Consider the following 25,854-nt stretch of genomic DNA (forward strand, 5'->3'; position numbering starts at 1 on the left):
TCAGAACCGCAGCAGACTGGCGTCGTCGACCGAGGTCGAGCGGCGGGCACGGAAGATGGTCATGATGATCGCCAGCCCCACCACCACCTCGGCCGCGGCCACCACCATGGTGAAGAAGGCGAAGACCTGGCCCTCCAGGTTCGCGTGCAGGCGGGCGAAGGTCACGAACGCCAGGTTCACCGCGTTCAGCATGAGCTCGACGCACATGAACACCACGATCGCGTTGCGCCGCAGCAGCACTCCCGCGGCGCCGATGGTGAACAGCAGCGCCGACAGGAACAGGTAGTTCGCGGGGTTCACCGGTTCTCCTCCTCGTCGAGCACCGTCGGATCGGTGAGCGCCTTGTCCTTGCGCTGCCGCAGGATCGTGCTCACCGACTGCTCGGCGAACGAGCCGTCCGGCAGCCGGGCCGGGACATCGACGGCGTTGTGCCTGGCGTATACGCCGGGGGTGGGCTGCGGGGTCGGGCGCATGCCGCCGCCGTGGAAGCGGCGCCGGGCCAGCTCGCGCTGGTTCAGCCGCGGGCCGAACCGCTCGCGGTGTGCCAGCACCATGGCGCCGATGGTCGCGGTGATCAGCAGCGCGCCGGTCAGCTCGAAGGCCCACACGTAGCGCAGGAAGATCAGCTCGGCCAGCTCCGCGATCACGTCCCGGCCCGGGAAACCGGTGGCCGGGAGGGAGATCTCGGCCGCGTGGATGCCGCGGGAGAGCCCGGCCACGAACAGCGCGCCGAAGCCGAGTCCGACCACCGTCGCCGCCACCCGCTGCCCGCGCAGCGTCTCGGTGAGCGACTCCGCGGAGTCGACGCCGACCAGCATGAGCACGAACAGGAACAGCATCATCACCGCGCCGGTGTAGACCACGATCTGCACCACGCCGAGGAACAGCGCGTCCTGCGCGATGTAGAAGATGGCCAGGATGATCATCGTCGCCGCCAGGCAGAGCGCCGAGTGCACCGCCTTGCGGGCGAAGACCATGCCGAGCGCGCCCAGGATCGCCACCGGGGCCAGGATCCAGAACTGCACCGCCTCACCGGTTCCGGTGGACGGGAGGTCCGCGGCCAGGGTCGACAGCGCACTCATCGGGCACCTCCGGGACAGGCGGCAGCGGCACGGTCGCGGCGCGGACTCCGCGCGGCCCGGCGCGGTGCCGCAGCGAGCTCGAAACCGGTTCTCATCGGGCACCTCCGGTGCTCGTGGCGGCGACCGGCTCGGGGGCGGTGACCGGCTCCACGGTGGTGACCGGTGCCGCCGCCACCCCGGCCGCGGGGCCGGGATCGGGCAGGTCGCCGGTGACGCCCGCGCGGTAATAGTCGCCCTCGTCGGTGCCCGGCACCATGGCGTGCGGCGGCGCCTGCATACCCGGCTCCAGCGGGGCGAGCAGCTTGTCCTTCTCGTAGATGAGCGCCGCGCGGTTGTCGTCGGTGAGCTCGTAGTCGTTGATCATGGTCAGCGCCCGGGTCGGGCAGGCCTCCACGCACAGCCCGCAGCCGATGCAGCGCAGGTAGTTGATCTGGTAGACCCGCCCGTACCGCTCACCGGGGGAGAACCGCTCGCCCTCGGTGTTGTCGGCGCCCTCGACGAAGATCGCGTCCGCCGGGCAGGCCCACGCGCACAGCTCGCAGCCCACGCACTTCTCCAGCCCGTCCGGGTGCCGGTTCAACTGGTGCCGCCCGTGGTAGCGGGGCGCGGTCGGCACCTTCTGCTCCGGGTAGAACTCGGTGATCGGCTTCTTGAACATCGTCGCCGCCGTCACCGCGAACCCGGCCAGCGGCTCCAGCAGCCCGCCGGTCGCGGCGTCGGCGTGGGTCAGCCCCGCGGGCACCGGCGGGGTCGGGAACCCCAGGTACACCGCGCCGTGCCGCCCGGACTCCGGTGGCGGCGGCCCGGTCTCGGCCGGTTCGTCCGGGATCGTCGGCGCCCGGCCCGCGCGCAGGAACAGCGCGATCATGCCCGCGGTGATCGCCAGGCCGACCAGCACCAGGATCGGGGTCTCGACCGGATACCCCTCGTTGCCGAGCACCCGGGCCGTCGCCACCACCATCACCCAGAGCAGCGCGGTCGGGATGAGCAGCTTCCAGCCCAGGTTCATGAACTGGTCGTAGCGCAGCCGGGGCAGCGTGCCGCGCAGCCAGACGAAGACGAACAGGAACGCCCACACCTTGAGCGTGAACCACAGCAGCGGCCACCAGCCCGCGTTCGCGCCCTCCCACATGTTCAACGGCCACGGCGCCCGCCAGCCACCCAGGAACAGCGTCGTCGCCAGCGCGGAGACGGTGCCCATGTTCACGTACTCGGCCAGCATGAACATGGCGAACTTCAGCGAGGAGTACTCGGTGTGGAAGCCGCCGACCAGCTCGCCCTCGGCCTCGGGCAGGTCGAACGGGGCCCGGTTGGTCTCGCCGACCATGGCCACGCAGTAGATCAGGAACGAGGGAAGCAGCAGGAAGACATACCAGGTGCCGGTCTGCGCGCCCACGATCCCCGAGGTCGCCATCGTGCCCGAGAGCAGGAACACCGTCGCGAAGCAGAGCGCCATGGCGATCTCGTAGGAGATCACCTGCGCGGTCGAGCGCAATCCGCCCAGCAGCGGATACGTCGAGCCCGACGACCAGCCGGCCAGCACGATCCCGTACACCCCGATAGAGGTGACGGCCAGGATGTAGAGCACCGCCACCGGCATATCGGTGAGCTGCAGCGCGGTGGTGTGCCCGAAGATCGAGACCTCCGGGCCGAACGGGATCACCGCGAAGGCCATGAACGCCGGGATCACCGAGATGATCGGCGCCATGATGAAGATCGGCCGGTCCACCACCGCCGGGATGATGTCCTCCTTCAGCGCCATCTTGGCGCCGTCGGCGATGGACTGCAGGATGCCGAACGGGCCGGTCCGGTTCGGGCCGATCCGCATCTGCATGCGGGCCACGACCTTGCGCTCGGCCAGCACCGCGATCAGCGGGATCATGATGGCGAAGACGAAGACGCCCACCGCTTTCAGCAGCACCAGCCACAGCGGGTCGGTGCCGAAGACGCCGTTCATCGCAGGACTCCTCGCGTAGTGCCGGGCATGGCGCTCATCGGTCCCCCTGGTCGGCCGGGCCGATCGCGACCACGTCGCCGGGGCGGGCGCGCAGCGTCGCGCCGACGGTGCTGCCCGGCGAATTCCAGGGCAGCCAGACCACCCGGTCGGGCAGGTCGGCGATCGCGAGCGGGAGGGTGATCTCACCGTGCGCGGTGCGCACCGTGACCGGTTCGCCCGCTACGGCACCGATCTCGGTGGCGGTGTCGGCGGAGAGCCGCACCACCGCGGGCCGCGCCGAACCGGCGAGCGCGTCCTCCCCGTCCTGCAGGCGGCCACGGTCGAGCAGCATGCGCCAGCCGGTCAGGATCGCCGACCCGGACTCCGGGTGCGGCAGCTCCGGGTGATCGTGCTCGGGCGCCGCGACCGGCGCCCCGGTCCAGCGGCCGAGCCCGGCCAGCTCCGCGCGGGCCGCGGCGACATCGCGCAAACCGATCGGGGTGCGCATCTCCTCGGCCAGCGCGTGCAGCACCCGCAGGTCGGGCAGCGGGGCCGCGGTGCGGCGCACCGTCGACCCGCCCAGCGCCGCCTCGAACGGGCGTGCCCGCCCCTCCCAGTTCCGGAAGGTGCCCGCCTTCTCCGCCACCGATGCCACCGGGAACACCACGTCCGCGAACTCGGTGGCCGCGCTGTGCCGCAGCTCCAGGCTCACCACGAACGACGCCGCCTCCAGCGCCGCGCGCGCCGCCACCGGGTCGGCCAGATCGTCCAGGTCGACACCACCGAGCACCAGGGCGCGCAATTCGCTCGCGGCGCCCAGGATCCCGGCGGTGTCGCGCCCCGCCGACACCGGCAGCTCGACCCCGCCCCACGCCGCCGCCACCTGCCCGCGCGCCGCCGGATCCGCCACCGGACGCCCGCCGGGCAGCAGCCCGGGCAGCGCACCCGCCTCCACCGCGCCGCGCTCCCCGGCCCGCCGCGGCACCCACGCCAGCCCCGCGCCGGACTCCGCCGCCAGCCGCGCCACCGCCGAGAGCGCGCCCGGGATCGCGGCCAGCCGCTCACCGGCCATGATCACCGCGCCCGGCTCGCGCAGCAGCCGCGCCGCGGTGCCGAAATCGGTGCGCAGCGCGTCCAGCAGCGCGGGCTCGCCGCCCGGCTCGGTGCGCAGCAGCCTGCCCGACATCCGGGTCAGCCCGCGTGCGGTGAACGGCGCGATCGCGAAGACCGGCAGCCCGCCGGTGCGGGCGGCCTTGCGCAGCCGCAGGTGGACGATCGGCGACTCCTCCTCCGGCTCGAACCCGGCGAGCAGCACGATCGGCGCCCGCTCCAGGCTCGCGTAGTCCACGCCGACCCCGCGTCCGGCCACCAGCGCCGCCAGGAACTCGGCCTCCTCCGCCGAGTGCGGCCGCGCCCGGAAGTCGATGTCGTTGGAGCCGAGCGCGACCCGCGCGAACTTGGCGTAGGCGTAGGCGTCCTCCTCGGTCGCCCGGCCGCCGACCAGCACCCCGGCCGCGCCGCGCGCCTCGCTCAACCCGGTCGCGGCGATCGCCAGCGCCTCGGACCAGGAGGCGGGGGCCAGCTCGCCGTCGGCGCCGCGGACCAGCGGGGTGGTGATCCGGTCGCGCTCGGTGGCGTAGGCGAAGGCCCAACGGCCCTTGTCGCAGTTCCACTCCTCGTTGACCTGCGGATCGTCCCCGGCCAGGCGGCGCAGCACCTTCCCGCGCCGGTGGTCGGTGCGCTGCGCGCACCCCGACGCGCAGTGCTCGCACACGCTCGGGCTCGACACCAGGTCGAACGGGCGCGCCCGGAACCGGTAGGCGGTGCCGGTGAGCGCGCCCACCGGGCAGATCTGCACGGTGTTGCCGGAGAAGTAGGAGTCCAGCGGCTCCGACTCCGCGGTGCCGACCTGCTGCAGCGCACCGCGATCCATCAGCTCGATGAACGGGTCGCCCGCCACCTGCTGGGCGAAACGGGTGCAGCGCGCGCACAGCACGCAGCGCTCCCGGTCCAGCAGCACCGCGGTGGAGAGCGGGATCGGTTTGGGGTAGGTGCGTTTCACGCCGTCGAAGCGGGACTCGGTGCGCCCCGACGACATGGCCTGGTTCTGCAGCGGGCACTCGCCGCCCTTGTCGCAGACCGGGCAGTCCAGCGGGTGGTTGATGAGCAGCAGCTCCATCACGCCCTCCTGGGCGCGGCCCGCCGCCGCCGAGGTGAGCTGGGTGCGCACCACCATGCCGTCGGCCACCGCGACGGTGCAGGACGCCACCGGTTTGCGCTGCCCCTCCACCTCCACCAGGCACTGCCTGCACGCGCCGACCGGGTCCAGCAGCGGATGGTCGCAGAAACGCGGGATCTGGATGCCGACCAGTTCCGCGGCGCGGATCAGCAGCGTGCCCGCCGGCACGCTGATCTCGGTGTCGTCGATGGTCAGCGTCACCAGGTCGGTGACGGCCTGCTCGCGGCCGGTGCCTGGCACGGTGGCGGTCATGGCGTCTCCTGCTGTGCTGTCGGTTCGGCGTCCGTTCCCGCTTTCTGCCAGCCGCCGTCCGCCCACGCCGTGCACGCGGCGGGGTCGAACGGGCAGGCGCCGCGGCGCAGGTGCTCCAGGTACTCCGCGCGGAAGTACTTCAGCGAGGACAGGATCGGGCTCGCCGCGCCGTCGCCGAGCGCGCAGAACGACTTGCCGTTGATGCTGTCGCAGAGATCGAGCAGCGTGTCCAGGTCGGTTTCGGTGCCGTCCCCGGTCTCCAGCCGGCGCAGCAGCTGGACCAGCCAGTACGTGCCCTCCCGGCACGGGGTGCACTTGCCGCAGGACTCGTGCGCGTAGAACTCGGTCCAGCGCAGCACCGCGCGCACCACGCAGGTGGTCTCGTCGAAGATCTGCAGCGCCTTGGTGCCGAGCATGGAGCCCGCCGCGGCGACGTTCTCGTAGTCCAGCGGGACGTCGAGGTGGTCGTCGGTGAACAGCGGCGTCGACGAGCCGCCCGGGGTCCAGAACTTCACCCGGTGCCCCGCCCGCACGCCGCCCGCGTAGCCGAGCAGCTCGCGCAGCGTGATCCCCAGCGGCGCCTCGTACTGGCCCGGCCTGGCCACGTGGCCGGAGAGCGAGTACAGGGTGAACCCGGGAGACTTGTCGCTGCCGATCGAGCGGAACCAGTCGACGCCGTTGCGGATGATCGGCGGGACGCTCGCGATCGACTCCACGTTGTTGACCACCGTCGGGCGGGCGTAGAGCCCGGCGACCGCGGGGAACGGCGGGCGCAGCCGGGGCTGGCCGCGCCTGCCCTCCAGGGAGTCCAGCAGCGCCGTCTCCTCGCCGCAGATGTAGGCGCCCGCACCCGCGTGCACGATCAGCTCCAGGTCGTAGCCCGAGCCGAGGATGTCCCGGCCCAGGTAGCCGGCGGCGTAGGCCTGGGCGGTGGCGGCCTGGAGCCGGCGCAGCACCGGGACCACCTCGCCGCGCACGTAGATGAAGGCGTGGCTCGCGCGGATGGCGTAGGCGGCGATGATCGCGCCCTCGACCAGGGCGTGCGGGGTCGCCATCATGAGCGGGATGTCCTTGCAGGTTCCCGGCTCCGACTCGTCGGCGTTGACCACCAGGTAGTGCGGGGGAACGGTGCCGTCCGGGCCCGGCCCCTGCGGGATGAAGCTCCACTTGGTGCCGGTGGGGAAGCCCGCGCCGCCGCGGCCGCGCAGCCCGGAGTCCTTGACCAGCTGGATGACCGCGTCCGGGGCCATCGAGAGCGCGGTGCGCAGGGCGTCGTAGCCGCCGTGCCCGTGGTAGGTGTCCAGCGTCCAGGAGCGGGGGGAGTCCCAGTGCTCGCTCAGCACCGGGGTCAGCGTGGTCATGCCGGACACTCCTCGACAGCGGCGGGGTGGGCGGTCACCGGGACTCCTCCGCGCCGCCGGGCGGCTCGGGTGCGGCCATGCCCTGCTCGCGGGCGACATGGAGACCCGCGAGGGTCGGCTCACCGGCCATGCCGTCCAGGGCGCCGGGGCGCTCGTCCGGGAAGCCGGCGAGGATGCGCGCGGTGTCGCGGAAGCGGCAGAGCGGGGCGCCGCGGGTCGGCACCACCTGGTCGCCCGCGCGCAGCGCGTCAACCAGCGCCTGCGCCGAATCCGGGGTCTGGTTGTCGAAGAACTCCCAGTTCACCATGACCACCGGCGCGTAGTCGCAGGCCGCGTTGCACTCGATGTGCTCGAGCGTGACCGCCCCGTCGGCGGTGGTCTGCCCGTGCTCGATCCCCAGGTGCTCGCGCAGCCGAGCCGCGATGGCGTCCCCGCCGAGCACCGCGCAGAGCGTGTTGGTGCACACCCCGACGTGGTAGTCGCCGGTCGGCGTACGCCGGTACATGGAGTAGAAGGTCGCCACCGCGGTCACCTCGGCCGCGGTCAGCCCGAGCAGCTGCGCGCAGAAATCGATGCCGGTGGCCGAGACGAACCCCTCCTCGGCCTGCACCAGGTGCAGCAGCGGCAGCAGCGCCGAGCGCGGGTGCGGGTAGCGGGCGACGATCACCTCGGCGTCGCGGGCGAGCCGCGCGCGCACCGCCTCCGGGTACGGGTCGGGGCGGGTGGATAGCCGCAGCAGGATCTCGGTCATCGGTCCACCCCGCCCATCACCGGGTCGATGCTGGCGACCGCGGCGATCACATCCGCCACCAGCCCGCCCTCGCACATCGCCGCGACCGCCTGCAGATTCGTGAACGAGGGGTCGCGGTAGTGCACCCGGTACGGCCGGGTCCCGCCGTCGGAGACCATGTGCACCCCGAGCTCGCCGCGCGGCGACTCCACCGCCGAGTACACCTGCCCCGCCGGTACCCGGACCCCCTCGGTGACCAGCTTGAAGTGGTGGATCAGCCCCTCCATCGACGACCCCATGATCTTCCCGATGTGCTGCGGCGAATTGCCGAGCCCGTCCGGCCCGACGGCCAGATCGGCCGGCCACGCGATCTTCCGGTCGTCCACCATCACCGGCCCCGGCCGCAGCCGGTCCAGGCACTGCTCGACGATCTTGAGCGACTCCTTCATCTCCTCCACCCGGATCAGGTAGCGGCCGTAGCAGTCGCAGCCGGCGGCGGTCGGGATGTCGAATTCGTAGCTCTCGTACCCGCAGTACGGGTGCGCGCGGCGCAGATCGTGCGGCAGCCCGGCCGAGCGCAGCACCGGGCCGGTGATGCCGAGCGCCATGCAGCCGGTCAGGTCCAGGTAGCCGACGCCCTTGGTGCGCGCCTTCCAGATCGGGTTGCTGCTGAGCAGCAGCTCCAGCTCGCGCAGCCGCTTCGGCAGCAGCGTGAGCAGGTCGCGCACCTTGGTGACGGCCTCGTCCGGGAAGTCCTGGGCCAGCCCGCCGGGGCGGATGTAGGCGTGGTTCATCCGCAGGCCGGTGGCCGTCTCGAAGACGTCGAGGATGAGCTCGCGCTCCCGGAAACCGAAGAGCATGGCGGTGAGCGCACCCAGCTCCATGCCGCCGGTGGCCAGCGCCACCAGGTGCGAGGAGATCCGGTTCAGCTCCATCAGCAGCACCCGGACCACGGTGGCGCGCTCCGGGATCGCCTCGGTGATGTCGAGCAGCCGCTCCACGCCGAGGCAGTAGGCGGTCTCGTTGAAGAACGGGGAGAGGTAGTCCATCCGGGTCACGAAGGTGACGCCCTGGGTCCAGGTGCGGAACTCCAGGTTCTTCTCGATCCCGGTGTGCAGGTAGCCGATGCCGCAGCGCGCCTCCACCACGGTCTCGCCCTCGATCTCCAGGATCAGCCGGAGCACGCCGTGCGTGGAGGGGTGCTGCGGCCCCATGTTCACCACGATGCGTTCCTCGGCGACGCTCTCCAGCACGGCGCCGACCTGATCCCAGTCCTGCCCGGCCAGGGTCACCATCGGGGGCTCGGCCTCGGGCCTGGCGTGCTTCGGGCGGTTGTCGATATCGGTGTGGTTCATCAGCTGTAGGCCCTCCGCTGGTCGGGCGGCGGGATGCGCGCGCCCTTGTACTCGACCGGGATCCCGCCGAGCGGGTAGTCCTTGCGCTGCGGGTGCCCCCGCCAGTCGTCCGGCATGGTGATGCGGGTCAGCGAGGGATGCCCGTCGAAGACGATGCCGAAGAAGTCGTAGGTCTCGCGCTCGTGCCAGTCGGTGGTCGGGTAGATCTCGAACAGCGACGGGATGTGCGGGTCGGCGTCCGGCGCCGCGACCTCGACCCGCAGCCGGTAGCCGTGCGTGATCGACGACAGCTGGTAGACCGCGTGCAGCTCGCGGCCCGCGTCGTCGGGGTAGTGCACGCCGTTCACGCCCAGGCACAGCTCGAAGCGCAGCCCCTCGTCGTCGCGCAGTGCCCGCGCCACCAGCGGCAGGTGCGCGCGGTGCACGTGCAGGGTGAGCTCGCCGCGGAAGACGATCACCTTCTCCAGCGCCTGCTCCAGCGCCACCGGGCCGAGCGCCGCGCGCAGCGTCGCGATCGCGCCGTCGAACCAGCCGCCGTAGGGGGGCTGCGTGCCGCCGGGCAGGCTCACCGGGCGGACCAGCCCGCCGTAGCCGGAGGTGTCGCCGGTGCCGCGGACGCCGAACATGCCGTGCCGCACGCCGATCACCTCGGGGTCGCCCGGTTCGGGAACGGTCCCCTCGGGGCCCGCGGTCGCGGCGGCGTCGATGCCGCCGGGGGTCGGGTCGGCACCCGCCGACAGGGTGGCGGAGCCGCGGCCGGTCGCACCGGATGCGGTGGCCGCGGGTTCGGCGGAACCGGGCGGCGTGCCGGCCGGGGTGGCGGAACCGGCCGGAGCGCCCGCGGTCTTCGCGGCATCGGGGCCGTCCGGTCCGGCGCCGGGGGAGACCCGGTCGCTCGCGGGCTTCGCGTCGTCCCGCCCGCCCGCATCCGATTCCGAGCGTGGCGCGTTCATCGGAGCAACCCCTCCATCCGGATGGTCGGCGTCGAGGCCAGCGCCGCCGCCTCGGCCGCCTCGACCGCTTCCGCGCGGTTCACCCCGAGCGGGGTCTGCTGGATCTTGGCGTGCAGCGCCAGGATCGCGTTCAGCAGCATCTCCGGGCGCGGCGGGCAGCCGGGCAGGTAGATGTCCACCGGGACCACGTGGTCCACGCCCTGCACGATGGCGTAGTTGTTGAACATGCCGCCCGAGGAGGCGCAGACCCCCATCGCCAGCACCCATTTCGGCTCGGTCATCTGGTCGTAGACCTGGCGCAGCACCGGCGCCATCTTCTGGCTCACCCGCCCCGCAACGATCATCAGATCCGCCTGCCGCGGCGACGCCCGGAACGCCTCCATCCCGAACCGGGCGATGTCGAACTTGCCGCCGCCGGTCGCCATCATCTCGATCGCGCAGCAGGCCAGCCCGAAGGTGGCGGGCCAGAGCGACCCCTTGCGCATGTACCCGGCCAGATCCTCGACGGTGCTCAGCAGGAACCCGCTCGGCAGTTTCTCTTCCAGACCCATGGTGTGTCCTCGGTTGTCGGGTGCGCCGCTCAGTCCCAGCTGAGCCCGCCGCGGCGCCATTCGTAGGCGTAGGCCACCGAGACGTTCAGCACGAACAGCGCCATCGCCGCCAGCCCGAACACCCCGAGCGCGTCGAAGTGCACCGCCCACGGGTAGAGGAAGACGATCTCGATGTCGAAAATGATGAAGAGCATGGCGGTCAGGTAGTACTTCACCGGGAAGCGCTGGCCCGCAGCCGTTCCCGGACCGCCGCCGACCGCGTGCGGGGTCGGCTCGATCCCGCACTCGTACGGCTCGAGCTTGGCCCGGTTGAAGCGTTTCGGGCCGATCACGGCGGCGAGCCCGATCGAGAAGATCGCGAAGCCGGCGGCGAGGCCGCCGAGAATCAGGGCGGGCAATTCGGTGTTCACGACGGCACTTCCCCTCCTCGAGAGCTGGGGTCGGCGGCGGGAACCGCCCGGCGGCTCGGGCGGGCGGGACCGCGGGCCGTTTCCGGCGCGCGGGCGCCCGACGAGGTCGGGTCCGGGGGCCGGGCTCGCCCGCTATGCGGGGCACCACGTCTCTGTGAGCTAGGGCACAGAGTACAACCGGGGGGCGGTGTCCGGTTCGGTTCCCGGGGTGCGGTTTGATCGAATTCGAGACTGTGATTCATGAGCGGGGCGGGGGTAATGTCGCGCGCTCCGCAAGGTTGGGGCTTGATCGTCATCGACGGAGTCGAGAGGTCGGTCGCCGGGCGACCCGTCCGGGTCGATCATGTCGATCACACATGAATGGGTGGCTGGACGTTCGCTGTCGCGCAAGCACGACAGGGCGCAGATCCGCGGCAGCCTCGGCCCGAGCAAGAATCGGTCGAGCGCGAAGCGGGCGATATCAGCGCGTGCGCGCAGGACCGCCGGCTCCGAAAGCCGGGCTACGCGGCGTGACGTCCCCGGAGAACCGCGACGATGGCATCGACCAACCGGAACGCATCGATCGGATGCGGCACCGCCGCTTCGGCGCGCGACCAGGTGGCCAACCACGCATCGTCGGCCCGCCCGGTCAGCACGAGCACCGGCGGACAATCGGAGATCTCGTCCTTGAGCTGCTTCGCCAGCCCGAGCCCCCCGATCGGCGCCGACTCCCCGTCCAGAATCGCCAGATCCACTTCCCCGGCATCGACCCGCTCCAGCACGACGGCCCCGGTCGCCACCTCGAGATACGAGAACTCGGGTAGCTCACCCGAGGGCCGGCGGCCGACGGCCGTCATCACCTGTTCCCTGGTGTCGGCATCGTTGCTGTAGACCAGGACCCGAAGCGGGCGAGCGATAGCGTCCACGCCGGGAATGGTACGTCCGGCCGCGCCGCACGCGTGGCAGGTTCGCCCGGATCGCCCGGCGCGCCGGGTGCGAACCCCGCCCGTGCTCTAGCATTTGCTCAGAACAGCTCCGGCCCCGGCCGGACCGTCGTCGGCGAGGGGGCGCGCATGCGGGGCCTCGCGAGAACCGCGCAGGTGGAGGTCGTGCCGGGGCGGCACATCGTGGCTGTCGCGGACGGTGTCGTCGCGGTGGTCGCGCACCGCGCGGAGACCCCGGTGACCGCGATCTCGCGGGCGTGGCGGCACACCGGCGCGGTACTCGATCTGATCGCCACCGCCACCGCCGACGACCGGGAGAACCCGGGCCGCGCCTTCGCTCGGCTCGCCACCACCTGGCTCATGGGGCTCCCCGACGGGGAGGGCGTCGAGTTCGGCGTGCTCACCCCGGTCGGCGCCGGGGTCGCGGTGTTCCTGCACGGCGGGGTGCGCGCGGTGCTCGACGCCGAGCGCCGCACCGAGATCCTGCGCGGCCGCGACGCCGGGTTCACCGTCGACCGGCTGGTCACCCCGGCCCCCGCGGTCGGCATCGGGCTCTACGTCGACGAGCCCGAGCGAGAGGTCGAGAACCTGCCGGTGCGCGGGGTGTTCGGGCTCGGCGGCGGCACCGTCCCCGGCGCCGCCGCGGTGCTCTGGACCGACGGCGACGGGCACGGCCCCGCCCTGCTCCGGCCGACCGAGGCCAGGCCCCGCACCGGCGTCGTGCTGGACAAGCACCTCCGGCCGGAAGCCGCGAACGCCCCGACCGAGCGCCCCGGCCCGCCCCGCGACCCTCGCCGCACCACCACCCCGCGCCCCCTGATCCCCGCCGACCTCGAGGACACCGTCGTCCCGAGCGCCGCCGACGCGGTGCGCGACCCCGCCCCGCCCGCACCCACCGCCGACCGCATCGGCGGCGTTGTCGTCCAGGGCTTCCCGTGCCCGCGCAGGCACCTCAACGACCCGCGGGTCTCCTACTGCGCGGTCTGCGGACTCTCCATGGACCACCCCGGCCGCAGCCTCACCGAGGGCCTGCGCCCCCCGCTCGGCATCCTGCTCCTCGACGACGGCCAGACCCTGGTCCTCGACGGCGACCTGGTCCTCGGCCGTGAACCCGAACACCACGAGGCCGTCGCCGCGCGCGGCGCCAGACCCATCCGGATCGCCGACCCCTCCGGCGGCATGTCGCGGGCGCACGCCGAGATCCGGCTCATCGCCTGGGATGTCACCGTGGTCGACGGCGGCTCCACCAACGGCACCCACCTGCGCGCCGCCGGCCACCACGAGTGGACCCGCGCCGTCCCCGGCCACCCCATGACGCTCGCCCCGGGCACCCAGCTGCTGCTCGGCGGCCGGGTCTGCACCTTCGACTCCCCGCATCAGTCCTGAGCACCCTTCCGCACCGGCGGCCGTGGCGCGTACAGTGCCGGTAAGTTAATCGGCATTCGCGTATTCTGATCGGAACGCAGTGCCTCGGAGCGAGGAGCCGCCATGACGTCCGCTGTCATCGTCGACATTGTCCGCACCCCATCCGGGAAGGGGAAAGCCGGAGGCGGGCTGGCCGACGTGCATCCGGCCACGCTGCTGGCCGGCGTGCTCGCCACGCTGATCGAGCGGACCGGCATCGACCCGGCGCTGATCGACGATGTGATCGGCGGTTGCGTCACCCAGTCGGGCGAGCAGGCGTTCAACATCACCCGCACCGCCGCGCTCGCCGCCGGGCTGCCCGAGTCGGTGCCCGCCACCACGGTCGACCGGCAGTGCGGCTCCAGCCAGCAGGCCGCGCACTTCGCCGCGCAGGGCGTCATCGCCGGCGCCTACGACATCGCCATCGCCTGCGGCGTCGAGTCCATGAGCCGCGCGCCCATGTTCTCCAACGCCCAGGGCGGGGACGCCAACGGCGCCCCGCTCGCGCACCGCTACCCGGAGGGGCTGATCCAGCAGGGCACCGCCGCCGAGATCCTGGCCGCGCGCTGGAAACTGGACCGCGACACCCTCGACGCCTTCGCCGCCCGCTCGCACCGCCTCGCCGCCGAGACCGCCGCGGCCGGTGGCTTCGACAACGAACTCGTCGCCGCGGGCACGCTCACCGCCGACGAGACCGTCCGCCCCGGCACGACCGCCGAGAAGCTGGCCGGGCTCCGCCCCGCCTTCGTGAACGACGAGCACAAGGCACGCTTCCCCGAGATCGAGTGGTCGATCACCCCCGGCAACTCCTCGCCGCTCACCGACGGCGCCTCGGCCGCGCTGATCATGAGCGAGGAGAAGGCGAACGCGCTCGGGCTGCGCCCGCGCGCCCGCTTCCACTCCTTCGCCGTGACCGGCGACGACCCGCTGCTCATGCTGACCGCCGTCATCCCGGCCACCCGCAAGGTGCTCGGCCGCGCCGGGCTCGGCATCGACGACATCGACGCCTACGAGGTGAACGAGGCATTCGCCCCGGTCCCGCTGGTGTGGCAGCACGACCTCGCCGCCGACCCGGCCAGGCTGAACCCGCGCGGCGGCGCCATCGCCCTCGGCCATCCGCTCGGCGCCTCCGGCACCCGCATCCTGGCCACCCTGGTGAACCACCTGGAGCAGACCGGCGGCCGCTACGGCCTGCAGACCATGTGCGAGGCGGGCGGGCTGGCCAACGCCACCGTCATCGAAAGGCTCTAGGCGCGCCGAGCCCGGCCGGACCGCGGCACACGTTCGCCGAGCAGTTCCGCCCGGAACTCAGCGGGGGAGCGGCCGTACTGCTCCCGATACGCCTCGCGGAACCGGCGCAGGCTGGGGAAGCCGGTCTCGCGCGCGAGCTCGGTGAGGTCGACGGGCAGCGCTTCGCACAGCCGCCGGTGGGCCCGGGCGAGCCGCGCACTCCGCAGCACCACCCCCGGTGCCGGGTATCCGGCCTGTTCGAAGGCGCGGTACAGGGTCCGCTCGGCCATGCCGACCCGGCTCGCGATGGCGGCCGGGGTGAGCTCGCGGTCGTCGGCGTGCTCCACGATCAGGGCCATGGCCTGCTCGACCTGCTCCGCGAGGCGGCCGGTGGTGATCGCGGGGTGCGGGTTGAGCGCGCCGTCCAGCTGGGCCAACACGGTGGTGTAGGCGATGCTGAAGTCCGCGGCGGTCCAGCCGTCGGCCTCGTCGAGCCACCGCGCCTGGGCGACGAGCCCCCGCACCAGCGGGCGCCGGTCGTCCAGTGCCAGCGGCGCCTTCGCGGCGCGGGTGGCGTCCACCATGCCCTCGGGCACGGTGAGGATCAGCGCGCTGATCTCCTCGTCGTGCGTGATGGCGAGCGGGCTGCCCCAGTGGAAGAACGCCACCCTCCCCGGCTGCATGAACTCGCGCGCGTCGCCCTGCTCGATCCGGAACCGCCCGCGCAGCGGGATGAGCAGGCGATGGCTGTTCTCGCCGTCGCCCCGGCGGATGTGCCGCGCCGAGCGCCGGTACCCGATCGCTCCGGTGCTGAACCGGACCGTCTGCAACCTGCCGACATCGCGTGCCGATGCCTCCGACCGGAACTCGTCGGCGGGAAAGCTCAGCCCGATCGATCCCTGCCTGGCCTCCACATAGGTGACCCAGGAGCCGGTCGGATCCTCGACATCGGCGGCGAACTCCTCCGCGCAGTACTCCGCCACCCCGCCGCCCCTTCCCGCACCGTGCCCTCGGCGAAGAATCTACCGGTCGGTCTCGCGTGCGGTAAACGACCGCCATCCGGCAGGAAAAGGGTCGCGGCACCCCAGCGACGGCCCCTACGGTCGACAGGGCGGGCGGCCGGAGTGGAGGAGGGGGCTACTTCGGCCCCCTCCTCAGTCCGGCAGGATCGGCACCGAGACACCCTCGCCGCGGTGCAGCAGCGCCGCCCTGGTGACGGCGGCGCTGCCGAAGCGGCGGCGCAGGTCGTCCAGGGTGGCGTCCAGGGTGTGGCCGGCGCGGGGTTCGAAGGGCAGCGCGAGTTGCACCGTCTCGGCGTCGCCGAGGTTGGTGAGCGCGACCCCGATCAGGGTGATGCCGCGGTCGGCGATCAGCGGGGCGGCGGCGCGCAGCAGCAGCCGGGCCGCGTGCAGCAGCACCGCGCCGTCGTCGGTGGCCTCGGGCAGCGTGTGCGAGCGGGTGGCCCGGGAGAAGTCGGTGAAGCGCAGCCGGAGCACGACCGTCCGGCACACCCGGTTCGCCCCGCGCAGCCTGCGGCCCAACCGGTCGGTGAGGCCGTGCAGGTAGGCCTCGACCTCCTCCGGCGGGCGCGGGCGCGAGCCGAGCGCGCGCTGCGCCCCGATCGAGCGGCGCCTGCGACCGGTCTCGACCCGGCGCGGATCGCGCGCCATGGACAGGGCGAACAGGTGCCGCGCGGCGGCCGGGCCGAGAATGCCGCGCAGCCCGCGCTCGCCGAGCTCGGCCAGGTCGCCGACCCGGGTGATCCGGTGCTCGTGCAGGGTGCGGGCGGTCACCGCGCCGACGCCCCAGAGCCGCTCGACCGGCAGCGGGTGCAGGAACTCCAGCTCGCCCCCGGGCGGCACCTCGCGCAGCCCGTCCGGCTTGGCCACCGCGCTGGCCACCTTGGCCAGGAACTTGGTCCGCGCGATCCCCACCGAGATCGGCAGCCCCACCTCGCCCGCCACCCTGGCCCGCAGCCGCTCCGCGATGCCGACCGGCTCGCCCGCGATCCGGCGCAACCCGCCCACGTCGAGAAACGCCTCGTCGATCGAGATGCCCTCGACCACCGGCGTGGTGTCGTGGAAGATCTCGAACACCCGCCTGCTCGCCTCGGCGTACGCCGCCATCCGGGGCGGGACGGTGATCGCCTCCGGGCAGAGCCCGCGCGCCTGCGCGCCGCCCATCGGGGTCCGGATGCCGCGCGCCTTGGCCTCGTAGCTCGCGGCCAGCACCACCCCGCCGCCCACGATCACCGGCCTGCCGCGCAGCGCGGGATCGTCGCGCTGCTCCACCGAGGCGTAGAAGGAGTCCAGGTCGGCGTGCAGGATCGACGCCTCGGCCCGGGTACCGATCCGCGGCCGTGGCGTCGCCGGGGGAGTACCGCCGTCGCCGGACACGAACATATGTTCGCATACTGGGTGGTCTGGTGTCCGGTATGCGGGCGGATCCGGCGGCACTGCCCGGTACTCTGATCCGGCACTGGAGCGGCCCGGCGGGAGGAGAACAGCGGTGCGGGGTCTCGGCGAGCTGGAGGCGGTCGTCATGGATCGGCTCTGGGATCGGGATACCGAGTCGACCACGGTCAGGGAGCTCCACGAGGAGCTCGCCGGCGAGCGCGACATCGCCTACACCACCGTCATGTCGACCATGGACAACCTGCACCGCAAGGGCTGGCTGGCCAGGGAGCGCGCGGGCAAGGCCTACCGCTACTGGCCCGCGCTCACCCGCGAGGAGCACAGCGCCAGGGTGATGGCCGACGCGCTCGGCTCCGGCGGCCGCGCCGACCTGGTCTTCAGCCACTTCGTCGAGCTGATCGGCGCCGAGCAGAGCGCCGGGCTGCGGGCCGCGCTGCGCGGGCTCGCCGCGCGCCGGACGCCGGGAGTGTCGTGAGCGGGACGGTGCTGCGGCTGAGCGCCGAGCAGGTGTTCGCGTGGCGGTTGCGCAGGCAGTTCCTGGTCGAGCCCGCAGCGTCCGCGGTCGAGGTCGTGCGGCGGCTGGCCGGGGTGCAGGCCCAGGTCGCCTCGGCCGCGGAGCTCGCGGTCGCGCTGCGCTCCGCGGAGCCCGCCGCCGACGCGGTGGCATCGGCGCTGGGCGCGCGGAAGGTGCTGCGCACCTGGGCCATGCGCGGGACGCTGCACGTGCTCACCGCCGAGCAGGCGGCCGCCGCGCTCGCGCTCGTCGCCTCGGCGCGCACCTGGGAGAAGCCGGTGTGGACGCGCACCTTCGGCGCGACGCCGGAGCAGATCACCGCGCTCGGCGCCGCCCTCACCGAGATCCTGGCCGATGCCGCGCTCTCCCGGGCGGAGCTGGTCGCCGCGGTGGCCGCCAGGCCCGGGCTCGCGCACCTGGACGAGCAGCTGCGCTCCGGCTGGGGTGCGGTGCTCAAACCCCTGGCCTGGCAGGGGATCCTGTGCCACGGGCCGGCGCAGGGGAGCCGGGTCACCTTCACCAGCCCGGCGCGGGCGGTCACCGGCTGGCCGGGGCTGCCCGAGCCGGACGCGGCAGCGGCCACCCTCATCCCCGCCTACCTCGGCGCCTACGGCCCGGCCACGCCCGAGGCCTTCGACGCCTGGCTCAGCCGGAACTCGCTGCGCAAGACCGTGCTCCGGCGCTGGTTCGCCGAGCTCGGCACCGCGCTCACCCCCGTCGAGGTGGACGGGCGCGGCTGCTTCGCCCGCACCGAGGACCTGGACGAGCTCGCCGCCGCGCGGCCGGTCCGCGAGGTGCTCCTGCTCGGCGGCTTCGACCAGTACGTGCTCGGCCCCGGCACCACCGACACCGCGCTGGTGCCCGCCGCGCACCGGGCCGCGGTCAGCCGCCCCGGCGGGTGGATCTCGCCGGTGCTGGTGCGGGACGGGCGGGTCACCGGGACCTGGGAGCGCGACGGCGACGACATCGTCGTCACCCCGTTCGAGAAGGCGCCGACGGCGAAGCAGCTCGCGGCCGCCGCCGCGCGGCTCGCGACCGCCACCGGCGCGACGCTGCGGGCGCGCATCGGCTGAGGCCCGAAATCGGTCCAGCGCCGCAGCGGTGGTTATGGACCCGCACCCGGCCCCGCCCCGACACTGGGCATCATGACGCCCGCCGATCCGCTGGCTCCCGGTGAGTACGCCCCGGAGGTCACCTACCTGAACACCGCCTCGCACGGGCTGCTGCCCGCCCGCGGCCGGGCCGTACTGGAGACGGTGCAGGCCGGTTGGAGTTCCGGGCGCAGCACCCCTGGCAACTACGACCATCTCGTCCCCGAGCTGCGCGCGAGCTTCGCCCGGCTGCTCACCGGCGCCACCGCCGACGACATCGCGATCGGCGGCAACGTCGCCGGGCTGATCGGCCGGGTGGCCGCCGCACTGCCCGCCGGTGCCGAAGTGCTGGTCGCCGCCGGCGATTTCGCCTCGGTGCCGAACCCGTTCCGCTTCCGCGGCGACCTGGCGGTGCGCGCGGTTCCGCTGGAGAAGCTGGCCGTCGAGGTGCGCGCGGAGACCGCGCTGATCGCGGTGAGCCTCACCCAGTCCGCCGACGGCCGCACCGTCGACCCCGCCGAACTCCGCGCCGCCGCGCACGCGAACGGCGCCCGCCTGCTGGTCGACGCCACCCAGGCCGCCGGCTGGCTGCCGCTGCGCTTCGCCGACGCCGACTTCTGGGTCTGCGCCACCTTCAAGTGGCTGCTCGGCGCCCGCTCGGTGAGCCTGCTCGGCGTGCAGCCGGAGGCGCTGGACGGCGCGGTACCGCTCGGCGCGGGCTGGTACGCAGGCGCCGACCGCTGGGGCGACATGTACGGCTCCGGCCCGCTCGCCGCGACCGCGCACCGCCTCGACGACACCCCCGACTGGCTCGGCGTCACCGCCTCCGTCGCCGGGCTCGGGCTGGTGCACGAACTCGGGGTCGCGGCGATCGGCGCGCACGACCGGACGCTGGCCGCGGCCTTCCGGTCCGGGCTCGCCGAGCTCGGACTCGACGCGGTGCCCGGTGATTCGCCCATCGTCACCGTCCCCGGCGGCGGCGCGCACGCCGACGCGCTCGCCGCGGGCGGCGTCGTGGTCTCCGCGCGCGGCGGCGGGCTGCGGGTGTCGTTCCACCTCTACAACACCGGCGCCGACGTCGCGCGGGCGCTCGCCGTACTCCGCGAGGCGGGCCGCTAGGCTGCACCGGTGACGCAGCTGATCGACACCGTGGCCTGGATTCTGGTGCGCGAGGGCAGGGTGCTGTGCGCGCGGCCGCGCGGCAAGGACGTCTTCTACGTGCCGGGCGGCAAGCGCGAGCCGGGGGAGAGCGACGAGCAGACGCTGCTGCGCGAGATCGACGAGGAGCTCACCGTCGCGCTGCTGCCGGAGAGCCTGCGGCACATCGGCACCTACCAGGCCGCCGACGGCGCCGCGCTGGTGCGGATGGCCTGCTACACCGCCGCGTACCGCGGCACCATCACCGCGAGCGCGGAGATCGCCGAGGTGGCCTGGTTCGGCTACGCCGACCGGCCGCGGGTGCCGCCGGTCGACCAGCTCCTCTTCGACGAGCTGGCCGCCGGGGGCGAACTCCGCTAGCTCGGGACCGGCGCCCGGTTCGCCCGCGCGATCAGGTGCTCGACGAGCGTCAGCAGCACCGTCTTCGACGACTGCCTGCTCCGCGCGTCGCACAGCAGCACCGGGGTGCCCGGGTCGAGGTCGAGCGCGTCGCGCACCTCGTCCTCGCTGTAGCTGGGCGCACCGTCGAAGCAGTTCACGCCGACGATGAACGGCAGCCCGCGCCGCTCGAAGTAGTCGATGGCGGCGAACGAGTTGCCGAGCCGACGGGTGTCGGCCAGCACGACGGCGCCGAGCGCGCCGCGGGCCAGTTCGTCCCAGAGGAACCAGAACCGGTCCTGCCCCGGCGTACCGAACAGGTAGAGCACCAGATCCCGGTCGATCGAGATACGGCCGAAGTCGAGCGCCACCGTGGTGGTCGACTTCTGCTCCACGCCGGACAGATCGTCCACCCCGGTGCTGACCTCGGTGATCAGCTCCTCGGTGCGCAGCGGCGCGATCTCGCTGATCGCGGAGACCATCGTCGTCTTACCGACGCCGAACCCTCCCGCGATCAGGATCTTGACGGAGGCCGCCAGGTTCGGGACACCGGCGCCCTGCCGATTCGGGTCAAATTCTTCGGATTCCATCCAGCACCGCTCGCAAAATGTTGATGTCGCCGGGCCCGGTGTCGGCTTGCACCGGCGCCCGGAATATCAGGTGGTTCTCGCTGATCAGATCACCGACGAGGATCTTCGTCACAGCCAGGGGTAGCTTCAGTGTTGCAGAGACCTCGGCCACGGATTGCGGAACCGCGCACAGGCGAACGATTTCCGCGTATTCGGGCTCGACCCGGCGCAGGATCGGGGCCGGGTGGGTGACCACCACGACCGTCAGCATGTCCAGGTCGTGGGCCGCCCCCATGGTGCGGCCCCGAGTGAGTGCGTAGGGCCGGACCAGCGGGCCGGCCGCGTCGTCGAACCAGTGCTCGCCCTGTCGTGTCATCGTGGTCCTAGAGCTCGGCCAATCTATGGCGCGGTGTGGTCGACAGGTAGTTGCCGACCCGCTGGACGGTGAGGTTCATCTCGTAGGCGACCATACCGAGATTCGCGGAATCGTTCGCCTGGAGCGCGAGACACGCGTTGCTCCCCGCCGAGGTCACGAACAGAACGGCCCGGTCGAGCTCGATCATGGCCTGGCGGACTCCGCCACCCTCGAAGCGGGCCCCCGCGCTGCGCGCGAGGCCGTAGAGCGTGGACGACATGGCGGCGAAGTGCTCGGCGTCCTCCTGGGTCAGCGCGTTCGAGCGGCCGAGCAGGAGACCGTCGGTGGAGAGCACCACCACGTGCCTGACACCGGCGAGTCGGTCGACGAGGTCGTCGAGAAGCCAGTTGAGATCGCCGGGGTTGGGAGAGTTCACCTCAGCCTTCCTGTCTGTCGTTGCCGGACGCGTCACCGCTGAGCGGCTTGCGGCCCTGTCGGGTTCCGTTCTCGATGGCCGAGATCAGATCTCGGGCCTGGTCCGCGGTGAGCCGAGGGCGTTCCGGCGCACGGGTCTGCGTCGTCGGCTCCGGGTCGCGTTCGAGCTGCGGGTTCAGATTTGCCTGCCGGTTGCGGCGCGGCAGCGCCGGCCTGCCGTCCTGCAGCAGCGGCTGGGCAGCGGGGGGCTGCGAGACCGCAGGCCGGGACGGCGAGGGGGTGTTCGGGTTGTACGGCTGCGGCCGCTCGCCGGTGTAGGAGGGCTGCTCCGGGGGCCGGTAGGGCTGCGACTCGACCGGCGGGCGGAAGGACTGCGTCTCCATCGGCGGATCGGCGACCAGCGTGGCGGCCGGGAGCGGGGCGTTCGCCGCCGACTCCACGTGCCGCACCGGCGGTTCCAGCGCGGGCACGGGGGCCGCGTGGCCGACGGCGGGGGCGGAGGTGGCCTGGCCGTCCGGCACCGCGCCCGCGAGCAGCGCGGAGGGAATCAGCACGATGGCCCTGATCCCGCCGTAGTCGGACTCGGCCAGCTTGACCGCGATGTCGTGCCGCACCGCCAGCCGGGCGACCACGAAGAGCCCGAGCCGGGAGTCGCCCGACAGCGAGGCGACGCCGAAGTCCGGCGGGTCGGCCATCATCTGGTTGGTGCGCACGATCTCACCGGTGGGCATGCCCATGCCCTGGTCCTCGATCTCGACGACGACGCCGCGCCCGACGACGTTGCCGGTGACCTCGACCCGCGACTGCGGCGGGGAGAAGGTGGTGGCGTTGTCGACCAGCTCGGCGAGCAGGTGCACGAGGTCGGCGACGACGCCGCCGAGGACATGCACCTGGGGCATCCGCGCGACCCGGACCCGGGAGTAGTCCAGCGTCTCACCGACCGCGGAGCGCACCAGGTCGATCATGGCGACCGGGTTGCGCCACTGCCGCCCGACCTGGCCGCCGCCGAGGATGATCAGGTTCTCGGCGTTGCGGCGCTCGCGGGTGGCCAGGTGGTCGAGGCGGAACAGGGTGTCCAGCAGCGCCGGATCCTCCTGCTTGCGCTCGGCCTCGTCCAGGATCTCCAGCTGCCGGTGCACCACGACCTGGCTGCGGTGCGCGATGTTGAGGAACACCGACTTCACGCCCTCGCGGGTACGGGCCTCGGCCACGGCGGCGTTGACCGCCGCGCTGGCGGCGTGCTCGAAGGCCTTGGCGACCTCGCCGATCTCGTCGGTGCCGAAGTCGAGCTCGGGCATCTCCGCGGCCGGATCCACCGGCTCGTTGTTCTCCAGCTTGCGCATCATCTCCGGCAGCGTCACGTCGGCCAGGGTGAGCGTCTCGGAGCGGAGCCGCTTGAGGCGGCGGATGATCCGGTTGGCCAGCAGCACCGAGACGCCGATGGCGAGCAGGCTGATCGTGCCGACGCCGATCCCGGCGAGCAGCGCGTTCTCCGAGTCCTCGTCGGCCTTGTTCTCGGCGATGCCGTTGGTGCGCGCGCTCTGCGCGATCCACATGTCGACCAGCTGCCGGTTCACGTCCGCGGCGGCGGCCTGCCACTCGGCGTTCGGCATCGGCAGCGGCGGCAGCGCGGAGGCCCGCGCCGAGGAGCTCGTGGTGCCGGAGGCGCCGGCCTCGGCAGCGGCGGCGGCGCGGGTGACCGCGCGCCAGCCGATGACGTTCTCCACCACGTCCAGCTTCTGCCAGGAGACGCTGTTGGTGAGCGCGGCCGCCACCTCCTTCTGCTCGGGATCGACATCCCGGCTCAGGTTGCCGATCTCGATGCGGTAGTAGCCGACCTGGCGGGCGAACTCCTCGACCGGAACCGCGGGCGCCTCCTGCCCGGACTCCAGCGCCACGGCGAGCGCGGTGGCCCGCGACATGGCCTCGGCCGACTTCAGGATCTGCATGGCCTCGGCCAGCTCCACGCCGATCTCGGCGTCCGGCGCGAGCTGCTGGGAGATCTGCGACCCCAGGACGATGCCGTCGATCACCTGGTTGAAGAAGTTGTAGGCGTCCGCGGCGGGCAGCTGGCCCGCGTCGATGGCGGTGCGCAGCTGGGAGAGGTACTTCATCATCGCGTCGATGCCGCCGACGTCGCCGAGGTCGTCCTCGACCGCGCCGAGCGAGGTCTTCGCCGATTCCAACGAGCGCGCCGCGCCGTCGAGTTGCGCGCGGGCGGCCGCCAGGCCGGTCGCGGCCTCGGCATTGCCGGTGAGCCGGGCCATCGAGGCCAGCCGCTCGGCCTGCGCGCCTTCGACGAGGTCGCGGGTGCCCGCCAGGGCGGCCTGCGTCTGAACCGCCCACTCGTGGGTCCGGTTGGACTCCGACACCAGGTACGACGTCGTCCCGACACCGACCGCCAGCAGTGACAGACTCGGGACGAGCGCGATTGCCAACACTCTGGTGCGGACACCGAGTCTCGCAGTGAACATCGGCTAAAACTAGCCAGTTACCTACTCGTAGTCCGATTCTGTCCCGCTGAACGGGACTGGAGTTGACAATCGGTGACGAACTGGTCGACCTGCTTTCGGCGAATGGGCAGCGGGCCCGGCGGGGCGTAGATTCTGGTTGTCCGGGGTTACCGACTAGTAGGAGGCCGACGATGCCCGCTCCCGCGCCCGCCGTGTTCACCCGCCTCAGCGCACTCGCCGCGATCGACGATGTCGACGCCCGCGGCACCCGCGTCATCCCGGAGACCTTCACCGGCGAGCCGCTCGGCACCGTCCCGGTCGGCACCGCCGCCGACGTCGAGGCGGCCTTCGGCACCGCGCGCGCCGCGCAGCCCCGCTGGGCGGCCAGGGACGCCGCCGAGCGCGCCGCCGTGCTCGACCGGTTCCGCGGGCTGCTGGTCCGGCACCGCGACGAGCTCATGGACATCGTCCAGGCCGAGACCGGGAAGGCGCGCTGGGCGGCCCAGGAGGAGATCATGGGCATGCTCTTCGCGGCCCGCTGGTTCACCCGCAACGCGCCCGCGCTGCTGCGCCCGCAGTCGGTGCCGGGCGCCTTCCCGCTGCTGAACCGGGCCAGCGTGCGGACCCAGCCCAAGGGCGTCGTCGGCGTGATCGCGCCCTGGAACTACCCGATGCTGCTCTCGGTCGGCGACGCGATCCCCGCGCTGCTCGCGGGCAATGCCGTGGTGGTCAAGCCGGACAGCCAGACCCCGTTCTCCGCGCTGGCCGCCGCCGACCTGCTCTACCGGGCCGGGCTGCCGCGCGGGCTGCTGCAGGTGGTGCCGGGGCCGGGCACCGAGGTCGGCACCGCCATCGCCGACTCCTGCGACTACCTCATGTTCACCGGGTCGTCGGCCACCGGCCGCACCCTGGCCGAGCGGGCCGGGCGCCGGTTGATCGGCTTCTCCGCCGAGCTCGGCGGCAAGAACCCCATGATCGTCGCGCGCGGCGCGAACCTGGACCGCGCCGCGAAGGCCGCGGTGCGCGCCTGCTTCTCCAATGCCGGGCAGCTCTGCATCTCGATCGAGCGGCTCTACGTGGAGCGCTCGATCGCCGACGAGTTCACCGAGAAGTTCCTGCGCGCGGTCGGCACCGCCCGGCTCGGCGCCGGCTACGGCTACACCGCCGACATCGGCTCGCTCATCTCGGCCGCGCAGCTGGAGACGGTGACCAAGCACGTCGCCGACGCCACCTCCAAGGGCGCCACCGTCCTGGCCGGCGGCAAGGCCCGCCCGGATATCGGGCCACTGTTCTTCGAGCCGACCGTGCTCGCCGACGTCACCGACGAGATGGAGTGCGGCCGGAGCGAGACCTTCGGCCCGCTGGTCTCGATCTACCCGGTGGAGAGCGTGGACGAAGCGGTCCGGCTGGCCAACGACACCGAGTACGGGCTCAATGCCAGTGTCTGGGCGCGCACCAAGGCCGACGGCGAGCGGATCGCCGCCCGGCTGCGGGCCGGAACGGTGTGCGTGGACGAGGGGTACGCGCCGGCCTGGGGTACCACCGGCGCGCCGATGGGCGGCATGGGCACTTCCGGGGTCGGCCGCAGGCACGGCGCCGACGGGCTGCTCAAGTACACCGAGCCGCAGACCGTCGTGGTGACCCGGTTCCTGAACCTGGACACTCCACCGCTGGTGCCCACCGCGGTCTGGCAGCGGGTGCTGATGAGCATCACGCGCGGGCTGCGGTTCCTGCCCGGTCGCTAGCGCTGCAGGAAGATCCCGGCGACGTCGGCGTTCCGGATCGGGGTCTCGACGTTGCGCTGGGCCCCGCAGAGCAGGTCGACCGAGATCATGGTGGCGTCGACCGCGGTGCCGGAGGGCTGGGCGTCGGTCTTCTGCTGCTCCTGCACGAACTTGGTGATCGTCGTGCGCTTGGTGTCCTGATCCTGGCGGATGTACTCGCTGCACGGGGTGTCGCCACCCTTGTTCAGGAAGCGCTCCACATCGGTGCAACCGGTCAGGGTGAGCGCGAGCGCGGCGGCCGCGAGCGCGCCGCGGGCGGCCGGGATGGTCTGCATGC

General features: G+C 72.9%; 25 protein-coding genes. 7 read left to right on the forward strand and 18 right to left on the reverse strand.

Translation table 11 applies throughout. The features are described 5' to 3' along the window. From nuoK to ACFO0B_RS02680, 11 genes are all read right to left on the reverse strand, one after another. A complete protein-coding gene (gene nuoK / locus ACFO0B_RS02630) occupies positions 1-300 on the reverse strand; it encodes an NADH-quinone oxidoreductase subunit NuoK (protein WP_233018424.1) in 300 nt (99 codons plus the stop codon). Then, a complete protein-coding gene (locus tag ACFO0B_RS02635; RefSeq protein ID WP_378610652.1) occupies positions 297-1,082 on the reverse strand; it encodes an NADH-quinone oxidoreductase subunit J in 786 nt (261 codons plus the stop codon). Before ACFO0B_RS02635 ends, nuoK begins: the two co-directional genes overlap by 4 nt. A gap of 91 nt (positions 1,083-1,173) precedes the next feature. After that, a complete protein-coding gene (gene nuoH, locus ACFO0B_RS02640) occupies positions 1,174-3,039 on the reverse strand; it encodes an NADH-quinone oxidoreductase subunit NuoH (protein WP_378610653.1) in 1,866 nt (621 codons plus the stop codon). Positions 3,040-3,073: 34 nt separating this feature from the next. Beyond that, complete coding sequence (locus ACFO0B_RS02645; RefSeq protein ID WP_378610654.1) at positions 3,074-5,509, reverse strand: NADH-quinone oxidoreductase subunit G; 2,436 nt, start codon at positions 5,507-5,509, stop codon at positions 3,074-3,076. Continuing rightward, a complete protein-coding gene (gene nuoF / locus ACFO0B_RS02650) occupies positions 5,506-6,870 on the reverse strand; it encodes an NADH-quinone oxidoreductase subunit NuoF (RefSeq protein WP_378610655.1) in 1,365 nt (454 codons plus the stop codon). Before nuoF ends, ACFO0B_RS02645 begins: the two co-directional genes overlap by 4 nt. A 34-nt stretch (positions 6,871-6,904) precedes the next feature. Further along, the gene (gene nuoE / locus ACFO0B_RS02655) at positions 6,905-7,621 is read right to left on the reverse strand and encodes an NADH-quinone oxidoreductase subunit NuoE (protein ID WP_378610656.1); all 717 of its coding nucleotides are present in this window, start codon (positions 7,619-7,621) and stop codon (positions 6,905-6,907) included. Further along, positions 7,618-8,895, reverse strand: coding sequence for an NADH dehydrogenase (quinone) subunit D (gene nuoD / locus ACFO0B_RS02660; RefSeq protein ID WP_378610860.1), 1,278 nt, complete (start codon positions 8,893-8,895; stop codon positions 7,618-7,620). The genes nuoE and nuoD overlap by 4 nt, the downstream gene beginning before the upstream one ends. A gap of 59 nt (positions 8,896-8,954) precedes the next feature. Beyond that, positions 8,955-9,662, reverse strand: coding sequence for an NADH-quinone oxidoreductase subunit C (locus ACFO0B_RS02665; RefSeq protein ID WP_378610861.1), 708 nt, complete (start codon positions 9,660-9,662; stop codon positions 8,955-8,957). Positions 9,663-9,904: 242 nt separating this feature from the next. Then, on the reverse strand, positions 9,905-10,459 hold the full coding sequence (locus ACFO0B_RS02670) for a NuoB/complex I 20 kDa subunit family protein (RefSeq protein ID WP_378610657.1): 555 nt from the start codon (positions 10,457-10,459) through the stop codon (positions 9,905-9,907). 29 nt (positions 10,460-10,488) lie between these two features. After that, a complete protein-coding gene (locus ACFO0B_RS02675; protein WP_378610658.1) occupies positions 10,489-10,869 on the reverse strand; it encodes an NADH-quinone oxidoreductase subunit A in 381 nt (126 codons plus the stop codon). A gap of 500 nt (positions 10,870-11,369) precedes the next feature. Further along, complete coding sequence (locus ACFO0B_RS02680) at positions 11,370-11,705, reverse strand: hypothetical protein (protein ID WP_378610659.1); 336 nt, start codon at positions 11,703-11,705, stop codon at positions 11,370-11,372. A 216-nt stretch (positions 11,706-11,921) separates the two neighbouring features. On the opposite strand from ACFO0B_RS02680, the gene ACFO0B_RS02685 reads away from it, so the two are divergent. After that, on the forward strand, positions 11,922-13,178 hold the full coding sequence (locus ACFO0B_RS02685; RefSeq protein ID WP_378610660.1) for an FHA domain-containing protein: 1,257 nt from the start codon (positions 11,922-11,924) through the stop codon (positions 13,176-13,178). 102 nt (positions 13,179-13,280) lie between these two features. Then, positions 13,281-14,447 carry a thiolase family protein gene (locus ACFO0B_RS02690; RefSeq protein ID WP_378610661.1) on the forward strand — a complete coding sequence of 389 codons (1,167 nt, stop codon included), beginning with the start codon at positions 13,281-13,283 and terminating at the stop codon, positions 14,445-14,447. Here ACFO0B_RS02690 and ACFO0B_RS02695 read toward each other — a convergent pair. Continuing rightward, positions 14,444-15,409, reverse strand: coding sequence for a helix-turn-helix domain-containing protein (locus ACFO0B_RS02695; RefSeq protein WP_378610662.1), 966 nt, complete (start codon positions 15,407-15,409; stop codon positions 14,444-14,446). The genes ACFO0B_RS02690 and ACFO0B_RS02695 overlap by 4 nt on opposite strands. Positions 15,410-15,580: 171 nt before the next feature. Next, a complete protein-coding gene (dinB, locus tag ACFO0B_RS02700) occupies positions 15,581-16,828 on the reverse strand; it encodes a DNA polymerase IV (RefSeq protein ID WP_378610663.1) in 1,248 nt (415 codons plus the stop codon). 106 nt (positions 16,829-16,934) lie between these two features. Here dinB and ACFO0B_RS02705 point away from each other — a divergent pair, with 106 nt between their 5' ends. From ACFO0B_RS02705 to ACFO0B_RS02720, 4 genes are all read left to right on the forward strand, one after another. Next, positions 16,935-17,315 carry a BlaI/MecI/CopY family transcriptional regulator gene (locus tag ACFO0B_RS02705; protein WP_378610664.1) on the forward strand — a complete coding sequence of 127 codons (381 nt, stop codon included), beginning with the start codon at positions 16,935-16,937 and terminating at the stop codon, positions 17,313-17,315. Continuing rightward, positions 17,312-18,427 carry a winged helix DNA-binding domain-containing protein gene (locus tag ACFO0B_RS02710; protein ID WP_378610665.1) on the forward strand — a complete coding sequence of 372 codons (1,116 nt, stop codon included), beginning with the start codon at positions 17,312-17,314 and terminating at the stop codon, positions 18,425-18,427. The genes ACFO0B_RS02705 and ACFO0B_RS02710 overlap by 4 nt, the downstream gene beginning before the upstream one ends. A 72-nt stretch (positions 18,428-18,499) precedes the next feature. After that, positions 18,500-19,564 (forward strand): aminotransferase class V-fold PLP-dependent enzyme, encoded by a 1,065-nt coding sequence (locus tag ACFO0B_RS02715; protein WP_378610666.1) that lies wholly within the window; start codon positions 18,500-18,502, stop codon positions 19,562-19,564. A 9-nt stretch (positions 19,565-19,573) separates the two neighbouring features. Continuing rightward, positions 19,574-19,963: an NUDIX hydrolase gene (locus ACFO0B_RS02720; RefSeq protein WP_378610667.1), complete on the forward strand. Its 390-nt coding sequence runs from the start codon at positions 19,574-19,576 to the stop codon at positions 19,961-19,963. On the opposite strand, the gene ACFO0B_RS02725 is transcribed toward ACFO0B_RS02720, so the two are convergent. From ACFO0B_RS02725 to ACFO0B_RS02740, 4 genes are read right to left on the reverse strand one after another with little or no spacing between them, the layout of a single operon-like run. Then, positions 19,960-20,571: a GTP-binding protein gene (locus ACFO0B_RS02725; RefSeq protein WP_378610668.1), complete on the reverse strand. Its 612-nt coding sequence runs from the start codon at positions 20,569-20,571 to the stop codon at positions 19,960-19,962. The genes ACFO0B_RS02720 and ACFO0B_RS02725 overlap by 4 nt on opposite strands. Further along, on the reverse strand, positions 20,552-20,926 hold the full coding sequence (locus ACFO0B_RS02730; RefSeq protein ID WP_378610669.1) for a DUF742 domain-containing protein: 375 nt from the start codon (positions 20,924-20,926) through the stop codon (positions 20,552-20,554). The genes ACFO0B_RS02725 and ACFO0B_RS02730 overlap by 20 nt, the downstream gene beginning before the upstream one ends. 7 nt (positions 20,927-20,933) lie before the next feature. Beyond that, positions 20,934-21,341: a roadblock/LC7 domain-containing protein gene (locus ACFO0B_RS02735; RefSeq protein ID WP_067651593.1), complete on the reverse strand. Its 408-nt coding sequence runs from the start codon at positions 21,339-21,341 to the stop codon at positions 20,934-20,936. Position 21,342: 1 nt separating this feature from the next. Then, entirely contained in the window at positions 21,343-23,814 is a 2,472-nt protein-coding gene (locus tag ACFO0B_RS02740) for a nitrate- and nitrite sensing domain-containing protein (RefSeq protein WP_378610670.1), read from the reverse strand. A gap of 170 nt (positions 23,815-23,984) precedes the next feature. Here ACFO0B_RS02740 and ACFO0B_RS02745 point away from each other — a divergent pair, with 170 nt between their 5' ends. Continuing rightward, complete coding sequence (locus ACFO0B_RS02745) at positions 23,985-25,538, forward strand: succinic semialdehyde dehydrogenase (protein ID WP_378610671.1); 1,554 nt, start codon at positions 23,985-23,987, stop codon at positions 25,536-25,538. On the opposite strand, the gene ACFO0B_RS02750 is transcribed toward ACFO0B_RS02745, so the two are convergent. After that, complete coding sequence (locus ACFO0B_RS02750; protein WP_378610672.1) at positions 25,535-25,852, reverse strand: hypothetical protein; 318 nt, start codon at positions 25,850-25,852, stop codon at positions 25,535-25,537. The genes ACFO0B_RS02745 and ACFO0B_RS02750 overlap by 4 nt on opposite strands. Positions 25,853-25,854 lie beyond the last annotated feature (2 nt).

Source organism: Nocardia jiangsuensis, from assembly GCF_042650385.1.
Lineage (GTDB): Bacteria > Actinomycetota > Actinomycetes > Mycobacteriales > Mycobacteriaceae > Nocardia > Nocardia jiangsuensis.